The organism is Aciditerrimonas ferrireducens (assembly GCF_023130475.1).
Lineage (GTDB): Bacteria > Actinomycetota > Acidimicrobiia > Acidimicrobiales > UBA8190 > Aciditerrimonas > Aciditerrimonas ferrireducens.
In genome coordinates this window covers 1-17,627 of sequence record NZ_JAKHEX010000025.1, presented here as the reverse complement: position 1 = coordinate 17,627, position 17,627 = coordinate 1, and the positions used below count along the sequence as shown (strand labels likewise).

16 protein-coding genes and 1 pseudogene are annotated in these 17,627 nt (G+C 75.2%); 9 read left to right on the top strand and 8 right to left on the bottom strand.

All coding sequences use genetic code 11. The features are described from left to right. The first annotated feature begins 114 nt into the window (after nt 1-114). The 6 genes from Acit_RS11250 to sigJ all read left to right on the top strand — a co-directional run bounded on the left by Acit_RS11250 (nt 115) and on the right by sigJ (nt 6,901). Entirely contained in the window at nt 115-990 is an 876-nt protein-coding gene (locus tag Acit_RS11250) for a metal-dependent hydrolase (RefSeq protein WP_248109103.1), read from the top strand. A gap of 9 nt (nt 991-999) precedes the next feature. Further along, nucleotides 1,000-2,535 carry a flavin-containing monooxygenase gene (locus Acit_RS11245; protein ID WP_248109101.1) on the top strand — a complete coding sequence of 512 codons (1,536 nt, stop codon included), beginning with the start codon at nt 1,000-1,002 and terminating at the stop codon, nt 2,533-2,535. Between the two features lie 247 nt (nt 2,536-2,782). After that, nucleotides 2,783-3,706, top strand: a complete 924-nt coding sequence (locus tag Acit_RS11240; protein WP_248109099.1) for a haloalkane dehalogenase — start codon at nt 2,783-2,785, stop codon at nt 3,704-3,706. Nucleotides 3,707-3,778: 72 nt separating this feature from the next. Beyond that, nucleotides 3,779-4,549: a DUF6186 family protein gene (locus Acit_RS11235; protein ID WP_248109098.1), complete on the top strand. Its 771-nt coding sequence runs from the start codon at nt 3,779-3,781 to the stop codon at nt 4,547-4,549. Nucleotides 4,550-4,658: 109 nt separating this feature from the next. Next, nucleotides 4,659-6,038 (top strand): FAD-dependent oxidoreductase, encoded by a 1,380-nt coding sequence (locus Acit_RS13710; RefSeq protein ID WP_312710530.1) that lies wholly within the window; start codon nt 4,659-4,661, stop codon nt 6,036-6,038. Beyond that, a complete protein-coding gene (gene sigJ, locus Acit_RS11225; protein WP_248109096.1) occupies nt 6,035-6,901 on the top strand; it encodes an RNA polymerase sigma factor SigJ in 867 nt (288 codons plus the stop codon). The genes Acit_RS13710 and sigJ overlap by 4 nt, the downstream gene beginning before the upstream one ends. Here the strand turns inward: sigJ and Acit_RS11220 are convergent. Next, entirely contained in the window at nt 6,891-8,150 is a 1,260-nt protein-coding gene (locus Acit_RS11220; protein ID WP_248109095.1) for an FAD-dependent oxidoreductase, read from the bottom strand. The two genes, sigJ and Acit_RS11220, sit on opposite strands and share 11 nt — an antisense overlap. A gap of 99 nt (nt 8,151-8,249) precedes the next feature. After that, nucleotides 8,250-10,310 carry an acetoacetate--CoA ligase gene (locus Acit_RS11215; protein ID WP_248109094.1) on the bottom strand — a complete coding sequence of 687 codons (2,061 nt, stop codon included), beginning with the start codon at nt 10,308-10,310 and terminating at the stop codon, nt 8,250-8,252. Between the two features lie 180 nt (nt 10,311-10,490). On the opposite strand from Acit_RS11215, the gene Acit_RS11210 reads away from it, so the two are divergent. Both Acit_RS11210 and Acit_RS11205 read left to right on the top strand, forming a co-directional pair. Beyond that, nucleotides 10,491-11,312, top strand: coding sequence for a hypothetical protein (locus tag Acit_RS11210; RefSeq protein ID WP_248109092.1), 822 nt, complete (start codon nt 10,491-10,493; stop codon nt 11,310-11,312). A 44-nt stretch (nt 11,313-11,356) separates the two neighbouring features. Beyond that, nucleotides 11,357-12,640, top strand: a complete 1,284-nt coding sequence (locus Acit_RS11205; protein WP_248109090.1) for an MFS transporter — start codon at nt 11,357-11,359, stop codon at nt 12,638-12,640. On the opposite strand, the gene egtD is transcribed toward Acit_RS11205, so the two are convergent. The 5 genes and pseudogenes from egtD to Acit_RS11175 all read right to left on the bottom strand — a co-directional run bounded on the left by egtD (nt 12,618) and on the right by Acit_RS11175 (nt 16,925). Further along, on the bottom strand, nt 12,618-13,589 hold the full coding sequence (gene egtD, locus Acit_RS11200; protein WP_248109088.1) for an L-histidine N(alpha)-methyltransferase: 972 nt from the start codon (nt 13,587-13,589) through the stop codon (nt 12,618-12,620). The two genes, Acit_RS11205 and egtD, sit on opposite strands and share 23 nt — an antisense overlap. Further along, nucleotides 13,586-14,886: pseudogene (gene egtB, locus Acit_RS11195) on the bottom strand (ergothioneine biosynthesis protein EgtB). The gene egtD and the pseudogene egtB overlap by 4 nt, the downstream one beginning before the upstream one ends. 151 nt (nt 14,887-15,037) lie before the next feature. Next, nucleotides 15,038-15,604 (bottom strand): MarR family winged helix-turn-helix transcriptional regulator, encoded by a 567-nt coding sequence (locus Acit_RS11185; RefSeq protein WP_248109084.1) that lies wholly within the window; start codon nt 15,602-15,604, stop codon nt 15,038-15,040. Continuing rightward, the gene (locus tag Acit_RS11180) at nt 15,601-16,242 is read right to left on the bottom strand and encodes a class I SAM-dependent methyltransferase (protein WP_248109083.1); all 642 of its coding nucleotides are present in this window, start codon (nt 16,240-16,242) and stop codon (nt 15,601-15,603) included. Before Acit_RS11180 ends, Acit_RS11185 begins: the two co-directional genes overlap by 4 nt. Further along, nucleotides 16,239-16,925: a class II aldolase/adducin family protein gene (locus tag Acit_RS11175; RefSeq protein ID WP_248109082.1), complete on the bottom strand. Its 687-nt coding sequence runs from the start codon at nt 16,923-16,925 to the stop codon at nt 16,239-16,241. The genes Acit_RS11180 and Acit_RS11175 overlap by 4 nt, the downstream gene beginning before the upstream one ends. A 114-nt stretch (nt 16,926-17,039) precedes the next feature. Between Acit_RS11175 and Acit_RS11170 the strand changes: the two genes are divergently transcribed. Next, a complete protein-coding gene (locus Acit_RS11170; protein WP_248109080.1) occupies nt 17,040-17,387 on the top strand; it encodes a J domain-containing protein in 348 nt (115 codons plus the stop codon). A 5-nt stretch (nt 17,388-17,392) separates the two neighbouring features. Here the strand turns inward: Acit_RS11170 and Acit_RS11165 are convergent. After that, nucleotides 17,393-17,627, bottom strand: a 235-nt coding sequence (locus Acit_RS11165; protein WP_248109079.1) for a hypothetical protein, incomplete at its 5' end; no start/stop codon positions are given.

Here is a 17,627-nt window from a genome sequence, read left to right as displayed (position 1 = left end):
CCAAAATCGTCGAAGTCTGTATCCTGAGATCGGCGGCCCACGGGTGACTGGGCGGGGGCCCGGCGATCGGGCCGAGGAGTCCAGGGTGGGTCAGGACGACGAGGAGGGGAGCGGATGACGACCGAACGGAGCCAAGCGCCCCAGAGCATTCCGACGCGACGGGTCCAGCTGGAGGCCTCCTTCGAGGACGTGCCCCGGCACTTCGCCGAGGGGAACGACCTGCTGCTCAGCCACCTGACGGTGTCGCTCTCGTCGATGTTCCCCGACGGCGAGGAGTTCTTCGTCCGCTCGGTTCGCCACTTCCGGGACCGCATCGAGGACCCGGTCTTGAAGCGCCAGGTCGCCGGCTTCATCGGCCAGGAAGCGGTCCACGGTCGGGAGCACCGGGCCTTCAACGAGCGGATGGAGGAGCTGGGCTACCCGGCGAAGCACTTCGAGCGGATGACGGCCCGGTTCTTGAAGCTCCGGGAGAAGCTGCTGCCGCCGATCGCGAACCTGGCGGCCACCGCGGCCCTCGAGCACTTCACCGCCACCCTCGGGGCCCTGGTGCTCTCGGACGAGAGCGTCCGGGCGTCCTTCGGGCACCCGGCGGTGCGGGACCTCTTCGTCTGGCACGCCCTGGAGGAGACCGAGCACAAGGCGGTGGCCTTCGACGTCTACCGGGCGGTCGGGGGTCCCGAGTGGCTGCGGATCCTCACCATGCGGACCATGCGGGTGCTCTTCGTGGTGGGGGTGGTCACGCAGATGCTGGTCTCCTTGGCCCAGGACCCCGGCACCTTCCAGCGGGGACGGCTGCGGGCCAGCTGGCGGCACCTCCGCACCACCCCCCTCCTGCGGCGGGCCCTCTGGCAGGAGCTGCGGGCCTACGACCGCCGGGGCTTCCACCCGAGCGACATCCCCACCGACGACCTGGTCGAGACCTGGCGGGCGCGGCTGTTCGGGGAAGGTGGGAGCATGGTGGACAAGCTGGCCGGCAGCCAGGCGGCCTGAGAGCGAGACGTGCGGGAGGGGACGGTGGAAGAGCTGGACGTCCTGGTGGTCGGGGCCGGGCTCTCAGGGATCGCTGCGGGCCACGCCCTCTTGGAGCACTGCCCGTGGGCCGACTGGGCCATCTTCGAGGCCCGGGGGGCCATCGGGGGCACCTGGGACCTCTTCCGCTACCCCGGGGTGCGCTCGGACTCGGACATGTTCACCCTGGGTTTCACCTTCCACCCCTGGGACCGGGAGCGGGCGATCGCGGAGGGCGCCGACATCCGGGCCTACCTGCAGGAGACCGCCCGGCGCTTCGGCATCGACCGGCGGATCCGCTTTCACCATCGGGTGCTGGCCGCCGAGTGGTCGACGGAGACGGCCCGCTGGCAGGTCCAAGCGGAGCGGACCGACACCGGGGAGCCCGTGGAGCTCACCTGCCGCTTCCTGCTCGGCTGCAGCGGCTACTACCGCTACGACCAGGGCTACCTGCCGGCCTTCCCCGGCATGGCCGAGTACCGGGGCCAGCTGGTCCACCCCCAGTTCTGGCCCGAGGACCTGCCGGTCGCCGGCCGGCGGATCTGCGTGATCGGCAGCGGGGCCACCGCCATGACCCTGGTCCCGGCCCTCGCCGAGCGAGGCGCCCAGGTCACCATGGTCCAGCGCTCGCCCACCTACGTGACCTCCCTCCCCGCCGTCGACCCGGTGGCCGCCGCCCTGCGCCGCCGCTTCCCGACCCGCCTCTCGGCACCCCTGGTGCGGTGGTACAAGGCGCTCACCACCCAGGGCTTCTACCGCCTGAGCCGCCGCTGGCCGGGCCTGGTGCGGCGGATGCTGCTCGAGCAGGTCCGCCGGCAGCTGCCCGAGGGCTACGACGTGGCCCGGCACTTCACCCCCCGCTACGACCCCTGGGACCAGCGGCTCTGCGTGGTGCCGAACGGGGACCTCTTCGCCGCCATCCGCTCGGGCCGGGTCGAGGTGGTGACCGACGAGATCGAGACCTTCACCCCCGAGGGGCTCCGGCTGCGCTCGGGACGGGAGCTCGAGGCCGACGTGGTGGTCACGGCGACGGGCCTCGAGCTGCTCTTCCTCGGCGGCATCGAGCTTCGGGTGGACGGCGAGTCGGTCGACCCGGCCACGCGGCTGACCTACAAGGGCATGATGCTCGAGGGCGTGCCGAACCTGGCCTTCTGCATCGGCTACGTCAACGCCTCGTGGACCTTGAAGTGCGAGCTGACCTGCGAGGCGGTCTGCCGGATCCTCCGGACCATGCGGGAGAAGGGAGCCACCTGCGTCACCCCGGTCCACGACGGGGACCCCGGCCCGGCCCGGCCCCTCCTGGACCTCACCTCGGGGTACGTCCAGCGGGCCCTCGACCGAATGCCCCGCCAGGGCAGCCGGTTCCCCTGGCAGGTCCACCAGAGCTTCCTCAAGGACTACCGGGCCATGAAGCTCAGTCCCGTCGAGGACGGCGTGCTGCGCTTCAGCGCGCCCGACCGCGAGAGAGCCGAGGCACCGCTGGTGGGGGCGTCTTCGGCGTCGGGCGGAGTGCGAGCCGCCTCCTAAGCATCCAACCGACGGGGTCAGCGGGGGGAGCCGTCCTCCGGTGTGCCGAGCGTCGTTGTGGAGTTTGTGTGTCGTGTTGTGCATCGGGACCCGCCGACCGGGCACTTCGGGACTCGCCGTTCGGCAGCTGGGCCAGGCCCGTCACTCCAGGGAACGTCGCGACCCCGGCCGGCGCGATCGACTATCCTCGAGGCAGAATAGGTAGCGATTCAGGCGGATCGATCGGGACCAGCCGGGAAGGAGCGCCATGGAGGTCCTGCGGACGCCGGCCGAACGGTTCGAGGGGTTGCCGGACTTCCCCTTTCGGTCCATCGAGGTCGAGGTGCCCCGGGGGGACGGGACGGGCCGGCTGGCGCTCAGCGTCGTGCTGGCGGGCCCGGCCGAGGGGGAGGTGGTGCTGCTGCTCCACGGCGAGCCCTCCTGGTCCTACCTCTGGCGCACCGTGATCCCCCCGCTGGTCGAGGCCGGGCTGCACTGCGTGGCTCCGGACCTCGTGGGTTTCGGCCGCTCGGACAAGCCCGCCGCGCCGAGCGACCACACCTACGCCCGCCACGTCGAGTGGCTGCGGGCGGCCCTGTTCGACGAGCTCGGCCTGGACCGGGTGACGCTGGTCTGCCAGGACTGGGGCGGGCTGCTCGGCCTTCGCCTCCTGGGCGAGCACCCCGAGCGCTTCGCCCGGGTGGTGGCGGCGAACACTGGCCTGCCGACCGGGGACCAGCCCATGAGCCAGGCGTTCCTGGCCTGGCAGGAGTACGCGGCGAAGGCCCCGGACCTGCCTGTTGGGCGGATCGTGGCCAGTGGCTGTACTCGCCCGCTGCCCGACGCCGTCCGGGCCGTCTACGACGCGCCGTTCCCCGACGAGCGCTTCAAGGCCGGGCCGAAGGTCATGCCCTCGTTGGTGCCGACCCGGCCCGACGACCCCGCGGCCGAGGCGAACCGCCGGGCCTGGGAGGTGCTGCGTCGCTTCGACCGCCCCTTCCTCACGGCCTTCTCCGACCAGGACCCGATCACCGGGGGCGGTGAGCGGGCCTTCCAGCGGGCGGTGCCCGGGGCCCAGGGCCGGGAGCACCCGGTGATCCGGGGGGCCGGGCACTTCCTCCAGGAGGACGCCGGGCCGGCCCTGGCCCAGGTGGTCGTCGACTTCGTCCGGGCCACCCCCCGGGTCGACTGACCGGCGAGGCCGGCTCCTTTGGCCATCGGGGGCCGCCACCCCCGGCGCCCTGCGGGCGGCCAGGATGGGGCGGTGGGGCAGGGGCGGGCCAGGGTGCTCGGGGCGGTGGGCCTGGCCTGCTCGCTGGCCTGGTGCGGCTGGGCCAGCCTGTACAAGGCCTACACGACCGGCGGCAAGGCGACCTGGGGGATCTCGCTGGCGGCCGTGGTGGTCCTCGGCGCGCTGCTCGCCAGCGGCGCGCGGGGCTGGCGTCTGGGGATCCGGGTGCGGCCGGCCGCGGCGCCCTGGCCACGGCCGGGCCGGGGCGGGGCCGCGCGGGCCTTCGCCGGGACCTGGCCGTGGCTGCTCCTCACCCTCTGCATCCTGGCCTGGGAGATCCTGGGCCTCGACACCGGGCCCCACCAGCCCCACCTGACCCTGAGCGCCCTCATCCTCTACGCCCGGCCCCTTCGGGCCGCCGCCTTGTGGACCTGGATGGTCGTCGGCGTGCTCTTCGCCTGGGCCCGGGCCCGGGTGGCCGCCGAGCGAGCCGCTGGCCGAGCCCGGCCGGAGGGGCGCCCGGGCCCGTCGATCGGCGACGCCGGCTCGGTGCCGGCCCGGCGCGTCGAGCCCGGCGCCCTGGTCCTCCTCGGCCTCCTGCTGCCCCGGGTTCGCGGGGCCGGCTACGCCTTCTTCGGGGCGGTCGTCGCCTGCGGCGTCGCCCTCCACCTCCTTGGTCGGCGCTCCGGGGGCCGCCGAGCCGACTTCGAGGAGCTCCTCCGCTTCATCAGCCGGCCCCTCTGGGCCCGGGTCTTGCTGGTCATCGCCTGGACCTACGCCGGGTGGCACCTCTTCGCCCACTGAACCCGGTCGGCAGGAGCGTGCCTCGAGGTCGTCGGAGGCGATGCCCTCGGGAGCACTCCCGAGGCTCGAGGCTTGAGGTCAGGGGCGCTTCCCGTTCGGTGTCGGACCCGTGAGGTCAACGAGCGACCAGGCGAGCCGGCGGGGTGTCACAGCCAGGGGGGCGTCAGCGTCATGTCCTCGAGACGAGACCGAGGAGGCCCCCGTGAGTGACAGGTTCGAGGTCGACGTAGCGGTCGTCGGAGGAGGCCTCGCGGGCCTGGTGGCGGCGGTGGCGGCGGCGCGCAGGGGAATGTCGGTCGTGCTCTGCGACACACGCGCCGTGGGCGGCCGGGCGCGAAGCGATCGGCGCAACGGTTTCGTCTTGAACCAGGGGCCTCGTGCGCTCTTCCGCGGTGGGGTTGGGACCTCAGTGCTCAGCCGCTTGGGTGTCAGCTTCAGCGGGTCGCCGCCCTCCCGGGCGGCGTCGGGGTACAGCGAGACGACGGGAGAGATGACCCGGCTTCCGGTCTCGGCCGGCTCGCTGCTCCGGTCCCGAGCTCTCGGCGCCATCGACAAGATGCGTTTGGCGTCGCTGCTCTCGACCCTTTCGAGGCACCAACGCGCGGGGCTCGACTCGGTGAGCGCCGCCGAGTGGATCGCCTCGCTCGGGCTCAGCTCCCGGGGGTCCGCGGTCGTCTCGGCGCTCACGCGGGTCGCGACCTACGCCGGTGACCTCGAACGCATCTCCGCCGACGCCGCGGTCAGCCAGGTGCAACTCGCCCTTCGAGGCGTCATCTATCTCGACGGCGGCTGGCAGTCCCTCGTCGACGGCCTCGTGGCGGTCGCGACCTCGTGCCGGGTGACGCTGCTCGAGGGCGAGCGTGCGACAGCACTCCACACCCGAGCCGACGGCTTCCTGGAGGTGCGTACGCCGGCACGGGCTGTGCAGGCCGCCTCGGTGGTGCTGGCCGTCGGGAGTCCGGGGGCCGCACGGGCGCTGCTGCCTCGTCCGCCTGCGTGGGATCTCGGCCCGCCGGGGACCGCAGCGTGCCTCGACCTCGGGCTGCGCCGCGTCCCTGCCGTCAGGGTCGCCTACGGGCTCGACGAACCGCTCTACCTCGCCACCCACAGCCCGGCCGCAGAGCTCGCCCCTCGCGGCCGGGCGGTCGTCCACGTCCTGCGCTACGGCGCCCGGTCCTCCCGCGACGACGAAGCCCAGCTGTGGGCTCTCGCCCGGCGCTGCGGGATCAGCGAGGGCGACGTGGTGGTCGAACGGTTCCTCCACGAGATGCCCGTCTGCCACGCCCTTCCACGCCCGGGGTCAGGGTTCGGTGGGCGGCCAGCCGTCGACGCGACGGGGACCGTTGGGGTGTTCCTGGCCGGTGACTGGGTTGGTCCGGTGGGGCTGCTGGCCGATGCGTCCCTCGCAAGCGGGGAGGCTGCGGGGATCGCTGCGGCGGCGCACGCGTCGGGCCGGCGGGCTCTTGCCGGCGCGACGCTGTGGCGGTGAGCGCCGCCGACGAAATCTTTGCCGCCGAGCGACCTCGGCTGCTCGGTCTGGCTTACCGAATCCTCGCGAGCTACGCGGATGCAGAGGACGTCGTCCAGGAGACCTGGATCCGCTGGCAGGCCGTGGAGCACGATCCGATCGCACGACCCGCTGCCTACCTCACCACGATCGCCACCCGCCTGGCGCTCGACCGGGCCCGCATCCTTGCTCGTCGACGGGAGGACTACGTCGGACCCTGGTTGCCCGAGCCGGTGGCCGTCCAGCGCGGGCCGGAGGACCACGCCGAGCTGGTCGAGTCGCTCACGCTCGGATTCCTGCTGGTGCTCGATCGCTTGAGCCCGACCGAGCGGGCTGTGTGGCTGCTCGCCGACGTCTTCGGCGAGCCCTACACGGACATCGCGTCGGTGGTCGGCAAGAGCGAGGCAGCGTGCCGCCAGATCGCCACCAGAGCTCGCCGGCGTCTGCGCGAGGAGCGCCCCGGGCCTCCCCAGCCCCTCGACCCCGGTCTCCTCCGACGGCTCCTGGCGGCAGTCTCCGCCGGGGATCTCGAGGGCACACTGGAACTGCTCGACGCCCGAGCCGTACTCCTCAGTGACGGCGGACCCGACCATCGGGCCGCCCGGCACCCCGTCGTGGGTGCAGATCGCGTTGCGCGACTCGCCATCAACCTCGCCCGCCGGGGCGGGGTGAGCGCCGTCGGAGAAGCGGTGGTCAACGGCGAAGCTGCGCTCGTCGTCGAGCTCGAGGGCGCCATGACCCTCGTTCTCACCGGCGAGCAGCACGACGGCCGGATCACCTGCATCTACTTGCTCCTCAACCCCGAGAAGCTCCGTGGGATCTTCGCCCACCCGGCTATGACGTGAGGGCCTGGAGGATCTCCGAGGCGGCGTGGCGACCGGAGACCAGGGCCCCTTGGAGCGAGGGCGTGGCCCGATGGTCGCCGCAGACGAAGATGCTTCCGCTGCGCCTGGCTCGGCGGCGGATCGGCCAGGGTGGCTCGGCTGCCGGCAGGGCGTCGGGCACCGGGACCACGGCGAGGAGGTCCCAGCCGGTGGTGTCGGTCCGATAGAGCCGGGCGAGCCTTCCCCGGACCGCCTGGGCCAGGGCGGCGTGCTCGACGGCGGCGGGGGCACCGAGGACCGAGGCCTGGACCAGCGCGCCGGCGGTCGGGGCGGGCCCGTAGCTCGGGGCCACCTCGGTGAGGACACAGGTGTTCGCCACGAGCCGGTCCTCCGCGTCGACCACGAGCAGCCGGCGCCGCCAGGGGCTCGACGGTGCCCGGAAGAAGAGCGTGGTGACGGACCGGCACGGTGGGACCCGGAGGCCCGGCAGCAACGACGCGGCGCTGGCCGGGTCCGTGGCCACCAGGACCGCCCGGGCCCGGATCCGCTCCCCGCTGGCCAGCCGCACCTCTCCCTCGCGCACCTGGGCCACCGGGGTTCCGGTCCGCAGGCAGCCGGCCGGCAGGCGAGCGGCCAGGGCGGCGCCGACGGCGGCCATGCCCTGGGCGGGGAGGGCCGGGGTGCCGGCGAGGAAGCTGCGAAGGATCAGGCGGGCCACCCGGGCCGAGGTGGCGAGCTCGGTCTCCAGGAGGACCCCCTGGAGGAACGGCCGGAGCAGCCGATCGACCGCGCCGTCGGGGACGCCGAGGCGAGCCAGCTCGTCCCGAAGGGACCGCTCGGGCCAGCGGCCCGGCCGGAGGGGCTGGCGGGGCAGAGCGACCCAGGCGGCCAGCCGCAGCAGGCCGAGCCGCTCCGGCCACGGGACCAGCGAGGTCTGGAGCCAGGACGCCAAGGCAGCCGGTCGGCGGCGAGGATCGGCCAGCACGTGGAGACGGCCGCCGCTGGCCACGGCGATGCCCGGGTCGAAGGGCTGGAGGTCCAGGGCCTCGAGGTCCAGGGCCCGGCGCAGCTCGGGGTAGGCCGGGTTGAGCACCTGAAAGCCCCGGTCCAGCACCCAGCCCTCGACCCGCCGGCTGGCCAGGCGTCCCCCCGGGGTTTCGCCAGCCTCGAGGACCAGCACCGACCGGCCCGCCTCGGCCAGCACCGCAGCGGCCCGCAGGCCGGCCGCGCCGGCCCCGACCACCACCACCTCGGTGTCCTCGCTGGCCACCCTGGCACCTCCCGACGGTCCTCGGCCCGCTCCGCCCCGGCCGGCCCCGGGATGTCCCCGGCCAGTCTGGTCGCGCCTGGCGGCCCTCGGCGACCCGGCTCAGCGGGCGGAGCCCGCCTCGGGCTCGACCGTCTTGGCGCGCCCCGCCCGGCGGCGCCGGGCGAGGTCGGCGAGGGCCGGGAGGGCCCGGGGGTCGGCGAGGGCCTCGGGGGCGGCGACTGCGTTCGGGTCGGCGCCTTGGAGGATCCGCTTGGCGGGGACCTCGAGGCGCTTGCCGGTGAGCGTCCGGGGCAGGGCCGGGAGGGCGTGGACCTGGTCGGGGACGTGGCGGGGGGAGAGCTGGCGGCGCAGGTGCTCCCGGATGCGGCGTTCGAGGGTGTCGTCGAGGGTGACGCCGTCGGCCAGGGCGACGAGGAGGACGAGCTCGTCGGTGTCCTCGAGGTGGACCACGAGGTGGTCGGTCAGTTCGGGCAGCTGGTCGAGGGCCTCGTAGAACTCGGCGGTGCCAAGCCGGACCCCGCCCCGGTTCAAGGTGGCGTCCGAGCGGCCCAGGACCACCCAGGCCCCGTCCTCGAAGCGGACCACCGCGTCCCCGTGGGTCCAGGCCCCGGGGTGCTGGGCGTAGTAGGTGGCCCGGAGCCGCTGGCCGTCGGGGTCCCCGAGCAGACCGAGGGGCATGGACGGCATGGGGGCGAGGACGACCAGCTCCCCTTGCTCGCCCCGCACCGGCCGCCCGTCGGCCAGGGCTTCTGCGGCGCAGCCCAGGTACGCGCAGGAGAGCTCCCCGGCCCGCACCGGCAGGACCGGGGCCGGGCCCAAGAACGCGGTGCACACGTCGGTGCCCCCCGAGATGGACGCCACCTGCGCACCCCCGGTCACCTCGGCGGCCCAGGCGGCAGTGGCGGCCGAGAGGGGCGAGCCGGTGGACCCGAGGACCCGCAGGGACCCGAGGTCCAGGTCCCCGAGCTCCCGTTCCAGGCCGGCGCGTCGGCAGGCGTCGAGGAACCCGGCGGAGACCCCGAGGGCGCCGAGGCGGGCTTCGGCGGCCAGCCGCCAGAGCACCCCGAGGTCCGGCCAGGTGGGGCTGCCGTCGACCACGCAGACCTCGGCGCCGAGGAGGAGGCCCGAGACCAGGTAGTTCCACATCATCCAGCCGGTCGTCGTGTACCAGAGGAACCGTTCCCCGAGCCGCAGGTCCTGGTGGAGCCCGAGGGCCTTGGCGTGCTCGAGGAGGATCCCCCCGTGGCCCTGCACGATGGCTTTCGGCCGCCCGGTGGACCCCGAGGAGTAGAGCACCCAGAGGGGATGGTCGAAGGGCACCGGCTCCACCCGCAGCGGCGCGGCGGGGCTCCCGGCGGCCGGGGTGGCCCGGTGGGCGGCGAGCAGCTCCGGGTAGGAGCGGAGCCCCGGCCCGGGCCGGGGGGCGTCGAGGGTCGGGACCAGCACCGTGGCCCGCAGTCCCCCGAGGCCCTCCCGCAGGGCCCCGACCAGCTCCCGGCGGTCCACCACCCGGCCCCCGTAGCGGTAGGCCTCGACGCAGAGCAGGACCTGCGGGTCGAACTGGCCGAGACGGTCCAAGGCGGCCTGGGGGCCCAGCTCGGGGGAGAGCGAGCTCCAGGTGGCCCCCAGGCTGGCGGTGGCGAGCAGCCCGACCACCGCCTCGGGGCCCGCGCCGAGCACCGCCGCGACCCGGCCCCCGCGGCCCACCCCCAGCTCGACCAGGGCGGCCTGCAGGGCGGCGACGTCCCCCAGCAGCGCCCCGGCGGTCACCGGCTCGCCGGCCGCCCCGGTGCTCTCCGACCAGCAGCGCAGCACCGGCTGCTCGGGCGGGACCCGGGCCACCGCCTCCAGGAGCGCCCCGGCGTAGTTGCCCCGCCACGAGGGGAACCAGCGGGCCCCGGGCATGGCCCGGTCCACCAGCACCGGACCCGGGGGGTCCCCCGGGTCACCGAGCTCGAAGAACCCCTGCACGGCGCCCCAGAACGCCGCCAGGTCGCTCACCGACCAGGACCACAGGGCCTCGTAGCTGCCCGGCCCCGGCGCCCCGGGCACCCCCTTCTCCACCAGCCACCGGGCGAAGGCCCCGAGGCGGCTGGTCTCCCAGGCATCGGCCGGCGGCTCCCAGAGCACCGCCCCCCGTGCCAGCGACGACCCGGCCACGGCGGGGACCTTAGCGAGCAGCGGGCCCCGGGCCGGGCCCGGGCGCTTCACGAAGTCCTCACGGACTCCTCACATGCCCCGAACGCGGGGCTCACTCCGCGCTCACCTCCGTTCCCTACGGTGCCTGGTGGGCGGTCCGACCAGGACCGCCCGTGGACCGAGTCGAAGGAGCCCATGCCGATGTCTCTCCGTTCGTCCCTCCGACCCCATCTCCGGTCCCGGCGGGTCGTCGCCCTGGCGACCGCCGGCGCCCTGCTCGCCGGTGGCGGCAGCACCGCCGTGGCCCTCGCCCTCTCGGGCGGGTCGGCCGGCGCGTCGGCGGCCACCGAGCTGCTGGCCAGCACCGGCTCGACGAGCCCCGCCCCGCCGGTGGACCACGGCATCCTCGCTCGCCTCGCCCGCCTGGCCGAGCACGCCGTCCACGCCCAGGTGGTGGTGGTCCAGCACGGCACCACCCACACCTGGACCTTCGACCGGGGCCGCCTCGCCGCGCTCTCCAGCAGCAGCCTCCAGGTGGCCGAGGCCGACGGCCAGACGGTCACGATCGCCGTGTCCTCGTCCACCAAGGTCCTCCCGAAGCGGGCCGGGGGGCTCAGCGGGCTCAAGACCGGCACGACGGTCGACGTGCTGAGCGAGGACGGCACCGCCGTGGCGGTGCTCGTGCCCGCCGACTGGGACCACACCGTGCGCGGCACCATCAGCGCCCTGGCCAGCGGCTCGGTGACCGTGACCACCGCGAAGGGGGCCATCGACACCTTCAGCACCACCAGCACCACCCGGGTCCTGCCGAGCACCGTCGGGGGTCTTGACGCCCTGCAGGACGGCCAGCGGGTCGCGGTCCGCGAGCGCGACGGGCAGGCCCTCTCGATCCGGGTCCTCCCCGCCCGGCCGAGCTCGACGGGTGGGGGCTCCAGTGGGGACGGCTCGGCGGGGACCGGCTCGGCTGGGACCGGCTCGAGCGGCAGCGGGGCGGTCACGGCCAGTGTGACGCTCGGCGCCTGAACGACCCCCGGGGGGCGGGCGGCCGGGGCCGGTAGGCTCGGGCCGTGCCCGCCCCCCCGACCCCTCGGGCCGGCTCGCGCCCCCGGCCGACCTGGCGGACCCCGACGGTCTGGCGGATCGCCCTCTCTGCCGGGTTCGCCGACCTGGGCTACCAGTCGGTGCTGGCCGGGTTCCCCCTGTTCCTCGTTCTGGCCCTCCACCAGCCGGCCTGGGAGTACGGCCTGGCGAGCGGGCTCAGCTACGGCGGCGGGGCGGTGTTCTCCCTCGCCGGGGGCCGCCTCGGGGACCGGCTCGGGCACCGCCGGGTGGCCCTGGCCGGCAACGCCCTCATCCCCCTGCTTTCGCTCTGTGGCCTGGTGGCCAACCCGGCCTGGGCGGTCGGCTTGCTGACCGGGGGCTGGTGGGCCCGGAACTTCCGCTCCCCGTCCCGCCGGGCCATGCTCGTGGAGGCGGTGCCCCGAGCCGAGGAGCGCTCGGCGGCCTTCGGGTTCCTCCACGCCCTCGACGTGGGTGGCGGCGCCCTGGCCGGCGTGGCGGTGCTCGGGGCGGTGGCTGCCGGCCTGCCCTATCGCTGGATCTTCCTCGCCACCGTGGTCCCCCTCGTGGCCTCCACGCTCTGCCTGGCCCTCGTCGAGGACGTGGGCCGCCAGCCCCTCGACCCGCCCCGGCCCGCCGAGCCGAGGCGCGAACCGGCCCGATCCACCGAGCCGGGCCAGGGGCAGACCGAGCCGCCCGGCGCCCGGGCCCTGCTCGGCGCCGCCGCCCTCTACGGCTTCACCCTCTACTCCGTCGGCTTCCCGGTCCTGGCCGTGGCCGGGCCGCAGCACAGGGTGGTGGCCGGCCTCGGAGCGTTCCTCGTGCTCCAAGGGGTGTCCTCGGCCACCGGCTACCTCCTCGGGGGCCGCCTGGGCCGGACCCCGGCGGCCCAGTTCGCTCGCCTTGGCCTCCTCGGCTACCTCCTCGGGGGCCTCGGGGCCGGGCTGGTCGCCGCGGCCGCCGGCGCCCACCTCGGCCTCGGCCCCCTCTACCTCGGGGTGGCCCTGATCGGCCTGGGTCTCGGGGTGGTCGAGACCCTGGAGCCCACCGCCATGGCCGTCCTCACCCGCACGGAGCGGACCGGCCGGGGCATGGGGGCTCTCTCGGCTGCCCGCTCGGTGGGCACGCTGGTCGGCAACGTCGTCATGGGCCTGCTCTTCGCCCAGGGCATCGACGCCGCCTTCGCCTACGCCGCCGCCGTCGGGGTGCTCGCCGGAGCGGTCGTGCTGAGTGCCGTGCCCGGCCTGGCGGCCTGGGAACGGCGCCAGCTCACACCGGCTGCGCCAAGGTGAGCTGGAAGTCCCCTGCCGGGTCGGTGGCGGCGGCGCAGGGGACGAGCCCGGCCGCAACGAGCTCCTCGGCCACCTGGGCGGCGCGGAACTTCGTCGAGACCTCGGTGCGCAGGGCCTCCCCAGCCTCGAAGGTCACCTCGAGCCCGAGGTCGGCGACCCGGACCGCCTGGGCCTCCTCGGCGACCAGCCGCATCTCCACCCAGCCCTCCGGCGCCCGCCAGCGGGCCTCGTGGGCGAACGCCTCGGGGTCGAAGTCGGCGTGCAGCTCCCGGTTCAGGACGTGGAGCAGGTTGCGGTTGAAGGCAGCCGTCAAGCCCTTGGGGTCGTCGTAGGCGAGGGCCAGGCGCTCGGGGTCCCGGCAGAGGTCGGTGCCGAGCAGGAAGTGGTCTCCTGCCCCCAGCTGGCCCGCCACGGTGGCCAAGAAGCGGGCGCGCTCGGCGGGGAGGAGGTTGCCGATGGTGCTGCCGAGGAAGCACCAGAGCTGGCGGCCCTCGCCGCGCACGTTTTCGAGATGCTGGCGGAAGTCTCCGACCACGCCGTGGACGGCCACGCCGTAGCGGTCGGCCAGGGCTTCGGCCGCCTCGGCGAGGACCTCGGCGGCGATGTCGAGGAGGACCACCTGTCGGAGGCTGCCCTGCTCCGCCAGGGCGTCGAGGAGGAGGCGGGTCTTCTCCGAGGTGCCCGAGCCGAGCTCCACCAGGGACTCGGCCCGGCTGGCGGCCGCGATCCGACGGGCCTCGGCGTCGAGGATCTGGCGCTCGGCCCGGGTCAGGTGGTACTCGGGCAGCTCGGTGATGGCCTCGAAGAGCCGGCTGCCGGTCTCGTCGTAGAACCAGACCGGGGGCAGGGCCTTCGGGCGGGCCTGGAGGCCCTCGGTCACGTCCCGGCAGAGCGCCGCCCGGCGGTCCTCCGGCCCGACGAGGACCTCCAGGCTGACCCGGCCCCTCACCGGCCCGTCCGCTCGTCCCGGGCAAGGCGGACCCCGGTGAAGGGCCAGCGGGCCGAGGCCGGGTAGAAGTTCCGGTAGGTGGGCCGGTGATGCCCCGGCGGGGTGGCGCAGCAGCCGCCTCGGAGGACCTGCTGGTTCACCATGAACTTCCCGTTGTACTCGCCGACCCCCCCGGCCCAGGGCCGAAAGCCCGGGTAGGGCAGGTACGCGGAGGAGGTCCAGGCCCAGGCGTCCCCGACGAGGGTCGGGGCAGTCTGGGGGCGGGGGTGGGGAGCGCCGGCCGCGGGGCCCTTCGGGTCGAGGAACCCTCCGCCGTCCCCGAGCCCGGCGGGGCCGAGCTGCGCCGCGACGGCCTCCCACTCCGCCTCGGTCGGCAGCCGAGCCCCGGCCCAGCGGGCGTACGCGTCCGCCTCGTAGTAGCTCACGTGGCAGACCGGCTCGGCCGGGTCGAGGGGTCGGCGGCCACCGAGGGTGAAGACCGACCAGCCCCCGGGCTCGGCCCGCCAGTAGAGGGGGGCCTGCCAGCCCTCGGCCTGGCAGGTGGCCCAGCCCTCGGAGAGCCAGAGCTCGGGGCGCCGGTACCCGCCGTCGTCGACGAAGGCCAGCCACTCCCCGCAGGTCACCAGCCCGTCGGCCAGCTCGAAGGGCTGCAGGTAGACCGGGTGGCGAGGGGTCTCGTTGTCGAAGCAGAACCCCGGGCCCCCGGCCCCGATCTCCACCAGGCCGCCCTCGTGGGCCCACCAGCTACGCGGCCTCGGCGCCCCAGCTCCCGTGCCGGGGCCGGCACTGGTCGGGAACGGGGCGTAGGCCGGGTCGAGGGGGCTCTGGGCGAGGACGTGCTTCGCGTCCATGAGCAGCAGCTCCTGGTGCTGCTGCTCATGCTGGACCCCGAGCTCGAGGAGGAACCCGAGGTCCTCGGTCGAGCCGGCCAGCAGGTCGGCCATGGCCCGATCGACCGCTGCCCGGTAGGCGGTCACCTCGGCGACCCCGGGGCGGCTGACCAGGCCCCGCCGGGCCCGGGGATACCGTTGAAGAGGTAGCCGTAGGCCGGGTCGAAGGGCTCGTAGCCGGCCAGGCCGGGTCGCAGCAGGAAGGTCTCGAAGAACCAGGTGGTGTGGGCCCGGTGCCACTTCGTCGGGCTCACGTCCGGCATGGACTGGACGGTCTGGTCCTCGGGACCGAGCGGGGCGGCCAGTGCCTCGGTGAGGCGCCGGGTGGCCTCGTAGCGGGCCCAGGCTGCCGCCGGGCTGGCTGGCTGCCCTGGTGGGGGAGCGTGGCGGACGAGGATGGGCGGCATGGCAGGGTGTCCTCCCCGGGGCCGCCGTCAGCCAGGTTCGGCGGACGGCGGCGCCCGTCGGCTCGGGTCGGCACGGGCCGACCGGCAGCCGGCTCCCCGCCCCCCACCCTGTGGCTCCGGCCCGGGGCGAGCACCGACGACCGGCCCCACCCTAGCCAGGTCCCCCGACCACGGTGCCGGCAGCCCTTGCCCTCCGGGGGGCCTTCGCGCTGGGGCTCTTCCCACCGGGGCTTTTCCCACTGGGGCCCTTCACCCCGGGGTCCTTCACCCCGGGGTCCGCTGTGGGGTCGGCCTCGTGCTCCTCGAGGGCGGCGAGGGCCTCGAGGCCCCGGAGCAGGCCCTCGTAGCGCTCGGGGCCGAGGGCGGCCGCCAGTCTGGCCTCGGCCGCCTCGGCCCGCCGGGCTACCTCGAGGGCCAGCCGGGCCCCGGCCGGGCTCGGCACGAGGGGTCGGCGTCGCTGGTCGGCGGGGTCCGGACGGACCTCCAGGAGGCCGGCCGCGAGCAGCCCCGCGACCAGGCGCTGGACGTGCATGGGGTCCGTGCCGAGGGCCCGGGCCGCCTGGCGCACCCCGAGGCCCGGCTGGTCAGCAGCCAGGCGGAGCAAGGCGGCCTGGGGCGGGTGGAGGCCGAGGTCGCCCAGGTCCCGCGCCCAGGCGGCCCGACGGCGGCGGTGGCAGACCCCGAGCAGGAACCCCACCCCGTGGGGTCTGGTGCTCACGAGGCGAGCCGGGTGGCGAGGGCCACGACGGCCAGGTCCTCGTCGTCCCCCTCGCCCTGGCCGTCCAGGCCGCCGTGACCACCGTGGTCCGGGGGCCGTCGGCGACGCTCGACCCGCTCGACGCGCACCAGGCTTGGCATGGCGGCCACGAGCCGCTCCACGGTCAGCAGGCGCTCGGGGTCCGGGGGGCCGGTGCGGCCGAGCATGGCCAGGTCGTGGCCCACGACGAAGAGGTGCCCGCCGGGGACCAGGGCGGTTGCCGCCCGGTCGAGGACCGCGGGGAGGCGCTCGGGGCCGGGGTGGAGGTTCGCTACGACCACCAGCTCGAAGCTGCCCGGAGGATCGGCGAAGGCGAAGGCGTCCTCGTAGCGCACCTCGACCGTCACCCGGAGCTCGGCGGCTCGGGCGGTGGCCTGCTCGAGGGCCACCCGCGAGGCGTCGAGCAAGGTGACCTGCCAGCCTTGCTGAGCCAGCCACAGCCCGTTGCGCCCCGGACCGCTGCCGAGGTCCAGGGCCCGGCCCGGGGGCAGGTCGGCCACTGCCTCGACCAGAAGCGGATCCGGCTCGGTCGGCCAGCTGGCCTGGGCGAAGCGCTCGTCCCACATGGCCCCTTCGGGGGCCGGGGCTTCCCCGCTCACCGGGCCACCCGTGCCATGGAGGCCCGGACCGCCTCGAGGGCTCCCGGGGGAAAGTCCTTCGCCCCGCCGAGGGCGGCTGCCGCCAGCTCGCCCTCGGCCGCCTCCTCGATGGCCACCACCAGGCGGGCCGTGGCCAGCGGGTCAGGTCCGAAGACCAGCAGACCGTGGTTGGCCAGCAGCACGGCCCGGGTGCTCGGCCGCTCGCCGAGGACCGCCTCGATGCCCCGCACCGAGACCTCCGAGCCGCGAGGACCCCAGGGCACGAGCGGCACCGGCTCGGCCTGGCCGAAGCGCAGCAGCGGCTCGGCCCGGCAGGGCAGCTCCTGGTGGGCCAGGGCGAAGGCCGTGGCAGCCGGCGAGTGGGTGTGGATCACCGCCCCGACCTCGGGCAGCAGGCGGTAGACGACGCCGTGCATCGCCACGATCTCGGCGTTCTCCGGGGCGAGTTCGCCCTCGAGGACCGTGCCGTCCAGCCCGACCAGGGCCAGCTGGTCGGGCCGCAGGTGCCGGACGGCGCCCGTCGTGGTGAGGAGGAACCGGTCCGGGGCGACCCGGCGGCTCAAGTTGGCGTGGCCGGCGTGCGACATCACCCCGGCCTCGAAGAGGGCCTGGGCGGCACCGACCACCTCCTCGGCTGCGCTCGACCGGTCGACGGTCGTTCCCGTGGTGGTCGGACTGGTCATGGTCGACTCCTTCCTCCGGTCCTCGAAAGACCCCCGATGGGGGCTTCGCCTGCCACGAGCAACGTAGACAACGCTACGACTATTCCCGTTCAGGGTGGGCCGTAGGCTGATGGGGTGGGGCCTGGGCAGGACGGACGCGTCGACGTGGGCTCGGCGGCGGAGGCTGCTGCGGTGCTCGGCCTCGGGGATGACTGGAGCCCGGCGGCGATCCGGCAGGCCTTCGCCGCTCGGGTCCGCCAGGTCCACCCGGACCTCCAGGGGCCCTCCCCCGAGGCAGGCCGCGACCTGGCCCGACTGGTGGCGGCCCGCGACCTGCTCCTCGACGCGGCCACCGGACCTGGTCGCAGCGCCAGCCGGCAGGCCGGGGCGCCAGCGGGTCGGGGGGAGCGGCTCCGGCGGGCCCTGATCCGGTTCCTGGTGACCTGGCAGACCTACGAGGCCCCCCGGACCCCGCCCCGCTGAGCGGCTCAGCCAGCCGGTGGCGCGTCCCCGAAGGCCAGGAGCGACCCGGCCTGATCCACCAGCCAGTAGCCCTGCGCGTCGGCGGTCGACACCAGGGCGCTCACCGGCGCCGGCTCCTGGCCGGCCCCGCTGCCTTCGAACGGGGCGTTGCCGAAGGTGAAGACGCCGCCGTCTTGGGCGACGAGCCAGTAGCCCTGGCCGCTTGGGGTGGGGGCGATGCCGACGATGGGGGCGGCGAGG